We start from the raw sequence: 5,658 nt of genomic DNA, 5'->3' as shown, positions 1-5,658 counted from the left end.
AAACCTATTAGCCCTTCTTGTTTAACGTTATATGGCAGAAGAATTGCACCATTGAGCAACGAGCAGAAGATATCCCTCACAGCACCAGCAAAATTTGGGGAGTACAAAAGCGCTACCTTGTCATTGGCACAAATATGACCACTGTTGGTATAGTTCATCGTCAGATACAGAACATAACGATGGTTTTGGATCACGCCTTTGGGCTGCCCTGTTGATCCAGAAGTATAAATGATGTAGGCAAAATTATCTGGTTGCAGAGGTAAATCTAGATTTTCACCAGAAATGCTGGAATCTATCTCGTCAATATTGAGTATTTCTAAGCCGCTGATTTGTAATTTTTTGGCAAATGAGATATTCTTGCTATCTGTTAGCAACAAACCCGCTTGTGAATCTTCCAGGATATAGTTAATCCTTGCCTGTGGCAGCGAGGTATCTAGTGGTACATAAAACTTTCCAGCTTTCAATACACCCAGCATTGCAGCAATTATCGCAGCACCACTTTCAAATAACAGTGCAATTGGTTCTGCTTGGCGATCGCCTTCGGCGCAGCAAAGCTGAACGCGCTGGGTTAAGATAGCCCTGGCTATCCGATTGGCGAACTGATTTAGGGCATCATATGTGAACACATGCTCCTCAGTTTTGATCGCTATACGTTCGGGATATATATGCACTTGTTTTTGGAAGCGCTCAGGAACCGATAGTTCAACATCTTTCTTATCGAACTTTATAAAAGGGTTATTTGGGTGAACATGACGGCTCTGAATTAATTGTTGCAACGAGTTATTCATCGTTGATTTCCGTGATGAGGACTATTTGATTTTTCTTGGCGTTCATGACTTACTGTCCCCAAATGCTGCAAGGATTTAAGTCTGCTGTTCAAAGTTAGTTGTACAGGATCAATAATTTCTAATTTTGATAAGAACCCTTTTACTTGATTAGAAGAGCTAGTCTTCATCCATTCCAGCAAGTACGGAATTTCGCTACATCCAGCGATGATACAGTCAACAGCAGGCAGGGTCTTGAGTAACTCAACGAAAAAATGTTCACCAACTTTACAAGCAAAATCGCAATCAAATGCTTTTATTCCTTGATAAATAGATTGCATTAATATCGATTGCAATTCATCGTTGGGTTCTAAGCAAACAATGCCCACTTCTTGAAGTGGTCGAGAGTAAACACACCCTAACCGCGTTGCTGTAGTACATAGAACTAAAGGCTGACAAAAGTTTTGCTGTTGCAAGTGCTGTATTGTAGTGTCAATTAAAGAGATCCATTGCAGTCTGAAAAATATCTTTGAATAATCAAGCAAGAGTTGCTGCATTACTTCAGGTAAGAAATAATGAGCGCCATTGCACAGGACGATGAACTCAACAGGTTCAACGCTAGAGCAAATGTACTGCATTGCTTCTCGAATAGCGATCGCCAGCATCACCACCAAATCTGGCTCTTGAGATGCACCAATTTGAGTCTTTTGTTGAATGACCGTAGTTCGATTAGGCAGTGAACAAGCTTGAAACAGAATAATTTCTCTACTGTTCTGGAACATCTGACAGGCTACCTCAAAAGCTCCTAAACCTGCTATGGGGCCCATTCCACCCAATAGTAGTAAAGGAGGTGCTTGAGTCTGTTTTGGTCTAAGCACAATCAGTTCATTGGGGTAACTTTGATCCTCAACAGCTTCTGAACGGAGCTTTTTGTTTTGGGCGATCGCATACAGATGTTGTCGAAAATCTAAAGTTGCAGCAATAGCTTGTTGAGCATCTTCAAAAAAATGTTGAGCTTGAGGTTTAAGGCATGGATAGCAGATGTTTTGCTGCATTTATTTCTTGTCTCATCTCTATAGTTAGTGCTTCCATTACAGTACCTAGCCGAGTCAGATACTCCTTAAACAAAAGTTTTGCTTGTGTATAGTCAATTGGAGTATTAGTAGCTTTGTTGTACTCATTCAAGGCTTTGACGACCACTTGAAAGTGAGCCACTTCGGTTTCGTCTGCAACATGAACACCGATATAGAACAGAGCTTTCTTTTTTTCTTCAGGGGAGAAGTGGTAATATTTGTCAGTTAATTCTGAAAAAGCAAATAAGGCTCTAGTATACTCACCGTGGTTGTAAATTTCTGAAAACATATTTGTAAGTAACCCCTTGTAAATATCATCTACCACCATGTTGTGATATATCCATTTCTTAAAATCACGCGCTTGGGGTAAACAATATTCATCTAATTGCCAAGGGTAATTTCCTAAAAAGCTGTTAGCAAAATCTTCATAGAGTGCAGCGTGAGTTACACCTTCGTAGTCTAACCCCAAATCTTCGTGACTAGTTTCAGCATTGAAAGCGCTAGCTAACAATAATTGTTGCCGTTCTTGAGTATCTCTGGTTAAAGCAAGACGTTGTAAACGGCAAGATAGCCCATATATACCTAACATTTTCAAGTGCGTAGCTTTCCAGGAATGAAAGATTGTGGCTAGCATTTTGCTTGACCAACAATGGGTAGGTAACAGATCAAAAAAGTTTTCACAATGTTGCAGTGGTTCACTTGCTTCCAAGAAACTCTGACTCAAAACCTGTTGCAACTTTTCGTCAGAAACCGTGTTGATAACAGTGGTAACCGTACTAATAATGCTAGATGTTGACGCGATCAAAGACATAGACGTTTTTGTAAACTCCTCTGAAGAAACACAGCAAGTGGGGAGAAATTTTATGGCTTTTGGCTAAAATTTCATCGTTATAGTGTAGCTAAGAAACTGAATACATCTGACTATACTGATGAACTATTAAAAATTCACTACATCTAAAATAATACTAATTTTTAAAAGCAAAATTTTTAAAGAATTAGTGAACTTAATGTAAAGTTAAACTCTTTTTTTGTTTTAAGCAAAGGGGTGATAAGCTAATAAGCATTTAATACCAATTTAATATGAAGCTGCATCTAATAGGGAGAAGCCAACTCAATAGTTTAAATAGCCATGAGCCGCCCATTTAAGATGGAAATAGTAGAGAGTGAAGAAGAACTCAAAAAACGTCTTCAAACAGCAAATTTGGTAAACCAGAAAGAAAAATTACAGATGCTGTGGTGGATAAAAAGTGGTCAGATAAAGGAACAGCAAGAAATTGGAAACCGTTGGCAAGAGATACTTCAACAATCACGAGATGGCTACAGAAGTATAGAAGAGGTGGTCTATCTAGTTTATTGTAAATAAAGAAAGCCCCAGGTGCAAAACGAAAAATTCATCCAGGAGCGCGCTTTCTTTGTTCAATTCAAGCACAGAATACCAAAGCTAAAAACTCAGTGGTACGTTCGCTACGGCTTGGGCTTGGGATGCGATGTGGTGGTCGAGTTCGGCTTGGGCGAGGGCTTGGTTGTCGGGGGCAGCAGGGGTGAGTTTCTGAATCTTGGTGGCTTGGTAATCAGCGATCGCAGTAATCCAAGAATCCTTGCAGCGTTTGTCGTTTACTTCGACTGTGCAGGCGATTTCGCTGTAGATTTGCTTAAGACGGGCAATAGATTTCAGTTGTAGCTGTTGATGGCTGTAGATGATGTGAGTCATAATTGATAAAGTCTTAATGGACATAGAGAAGCGCTTCAGATTTCCGGTCGGGGGCGCTTTCTCTATATAAATATTGTAGACTGCCGGTCTACAGTTATCAACTGATGTACGACATTATATAGTAAGTGTAGGACGACGTTTTACATTAAAGGAGGTGGTTTAGGTGGATATAGTGAAAATCAGACGCTACACAGACATAGGACTTACGCACGCTCTACGAATTCTTGGCGTTCTTGGCGTCTTGGCGGTTCGATAAATTAAGCTTTTGGGCGATTTTTGCGTAAGTCCTAAGACATTGAAATTTCAGGTTTAGGAGGAAAAATTAGACAAGCTAGAAAAGCTGATGGGCGTTCAGTCGAGGTTTTGGCAGGAGAAGCTGAAATCAGTCGATCTTACTGGCACGATATTGAGGCAGAACGAATACGAGATGCTTTGCCTGAAGACACGTTAAGGAAGATTGAGCGAGTACTTGGTATTGACTTAGGAGTGAAATTCAATGATTAACCTCTCAAGCTCACTCCTCTCGCCTTGCCCACCAAATCGGTGAAGTCTGCCAAATTCTTCCAAAGGACAACCCGGAACTCAGGGGTAAGGGCGGCTGTTGGGGCATCGTCAATCATATAGGCGAATTCAATTGTACAGTCACAATGTGGGATGGGGAGTACACCGTCAGAATTGACCACCTGAAACCATTGAACTACCTGGAGTCGGAATGTCAGCAGATGCAGCAGATTAGCGATCGCATCAGTAGGTTACGGGAAAACGAGAATTTAGAAGAGGCTGCCCGTGCTGTGCTGAAGCACTTGGGGGAGTTGAAGCGACCGTATTTGACGGCTGTCGAGGATAAGTTGTTGGGTTTGATTGAGCGAGAATATGGGTTTGGAGATTAAATCTCCACAAACTCATAGACAATAATAAATACACATCTTATGATTATGGAATCAATTTGATGTTTGGCAAGTTGAAGCGGGGTCAAAAACCCTGGGGTTCTGCCAAAATCGCCAGAACCTTGACAAGTAAATAGTTTCACAGTTTCAGTGCTAAGGACAGTTGAGAATTAGTCGCAATAAGAGCGGCTAAAATCGACCTATTTTTGAGGTTTGCCAAAATGCTTCCCAGGAAGGCTGCTCTGTAACAGTTTCAGCACCGAGCGGTTTCCATTAACCAAATCCCCTCACGGGGACTGAAACTAGGCTCTACCTTCATACCAATCAACCCGACTTTTGTTTCCATTAACCAAATCCCCTCACGGGGACTGAAACGGGCAAGAAGCGCCGACTGATAGAACTGATGAAATGTTTCCATTAACCAAATCCCCTCACGGGGACTGAAACATTTCCGGGGCAGCTTCCAAGAATTTGCTGCCACAATGTTTCCATTAACCAAATCCCCTCACGGGGACTGAAACAAGCAACTGGCGTCCAGATAGCTACAGAGTAGACGTTTCCATTAACCAAATCCCCTCACGGGGACTGAAACGGGTGTAGAACTGCAACTGTGTCACGCCGCCAGGGAATTTGTGGTTTCCATTAACCAAATCCCCTCACGGGGACTGAAACTCTTCTTCTTGAGAGATTGGGCATAAATCGTTTTGGTTTCCATTAACCAAATCCCCTCACGGGGACTGAAACCGCTACCAGCAAGCTCTTAACAATACACTCCGATTTGTTTCCATTAACCAAATCCCCTCACGGGGACTGAAACGCCCCGTAGATTTGAAGCGAACGCCCAGTTGCTCCGTTTCCATTAACCAAATCCCCTCACGGGGACTGAAACATTTCTGAACTCAATCACCTCCAAGGACACAAAGACGGTTTCCACAGATCAAGGTCAGTAAAAACTTAAACAACGTTCGTACTTTTATTCAGCAGAGTATAGCGGTTATCAGTCCAGTTCAGTACACTTAGGAGAGAACAATTCTACTGATAACTGGTCGCTATGAAAGCCTACTCTCTCGACTTGCGTCAGAAAGTTGTTGATGCTTATAGCGGTTATCAGTCTTCCGAAGTACAGTAGCAGCAGTGAGTAAACCAACCGAGTAAATTCTCTGTAGTCACTTCTGCGAATGCCACATCCAATGCCTTGAGTAAATCAGGATACGTCCTTGCAC

7 protein-coding genes and 1 CRISPR repeat array are annotated in these 5,658 nt (G+C 41.9%); of the genes, 3 read left to right on the top strand and 4 right to left on the bottom strand.

Annotated elements, in window-relative coordinates:
- The 3 genes from LC574_RS23550 to LC574_RS23540 all read right to left on the bottom strand — a co-directional run.
- Positions 1–788, bottom strand: a 788-nt coding sequence (locus LC574_RS23550; RefSeq protein ID WP_229455992.1) for an AMP-binding protein, incomplete at its 3' end; no start/stop codon positions are given.
- Positions 785–1,819 carry an aspartate/glutamate racemase family protein gene (locus tag LC574_RS23545; protein WP_229455991.1) on the bottom strand — a complete coding sequence of 345 codons (1,035 nt, stop codon included), beginning with the start codon at positions 1,817–1,819 and terminating at the stop codon, positions 785–787. The genes LC574_RS23545 and LC574_RS23550, both read right to left, overlap by 4 nt.
- Positions 1,788–2,648 (bottom strand): hypothetical protein, encoded by an 861-nt coding sequence (locus tag LC574_RS23540; protein WP_229455990.1) that lies wholly within the window; start codon positions 2,646–2,648, stop codon positions 1,788–1,790. Before LC574_RS23540 ends, LC574_RS23545 begins: the two co-directional genes overlap by 32 nt.
- A gap of 318 nt (positions 2,649–2,966) precedes the next feature.
- Between LC574_RS23540 and LC574_RS23535 the strand changes: the two genes are divergently transcribed.
- Complete coding sequence (locus LC574_RS23535; RefSeq protein WP_229455989.1) at positions 2,967–3,200, top strand: hypothetical protein; 234 nt, start codon at positions 2,967–2,969, stop codon at positions 3,198–3,200.
- 78 nt (positions 3,201–3,278) lie between these two features.
- Here LC574_RS23535 and LC574_RS23530 read toward each other — a convergent pair whose 3' ends face one another.
- Entirely contained in the window at positions 3,279–3,572 is a 294-nt protein-coding gene (locus LC574_RS23530; protein ID WP_229455988.1) for a hypothetical protein, read from the bottom strand.
- A gap of 270 nt (positions 3,573–3,842) precedes the next feature.
- Here LC574_RS23530 and LC574_RS23525 point away from each other — a divergent pair, with 270 nt between their 5' ends.
- Both LC574_RS23525 and LC574_RS23520 read left to right on the top strand, forming a co-directional pair.
- Positions 3,843–4,052, top strand: coding sequence for a helix-turn-helix transcriptional regulator (locus LC574_RS23525; protein WP_229455993.1), 210 nt, complete (start codon positions 3,843–3,845; stop codon positions 4,050–4,052).
- A 143-nt stretch (positions 4,053–4,195) separates the two neighbouring features.
- Positions 4,196–4,438: a hypothetical protein gene (locus tag LC574_RS23520; protein ID WP_229455987.1), complete on the top strand. Its 243-nt coding sequence runs from the start codon at positions 4,196–4,198 to the stop codon at positions 4,436–4,438.
- A gap of 263 nt (positions 4,439–4,701) precedes the next feature.
- A CRISPR array of direct repeats spans positions 4,702–5,324; the repeat unit is 37 nt; unit sequence GTTTCCATTAACCAAATCCCCTCACGGGGACTGAAAC.
- Positions 5,325–5,658 lie beyond the last annotated feature (334 nt).

It is taken from the genome of Nostoc sp. CHAB 5715 (assembly GCF_020829685.1).
In the GTDB taxonomy this organism is placed as follows: Bacteria; Cyanobacteriota; Cyanobacteriia; order Cyanobacteriales; family Nostocaceae; genus Nostoc.
This window is presented reverse-complemented; position numbering and strand designations above follow the sequence as displayed.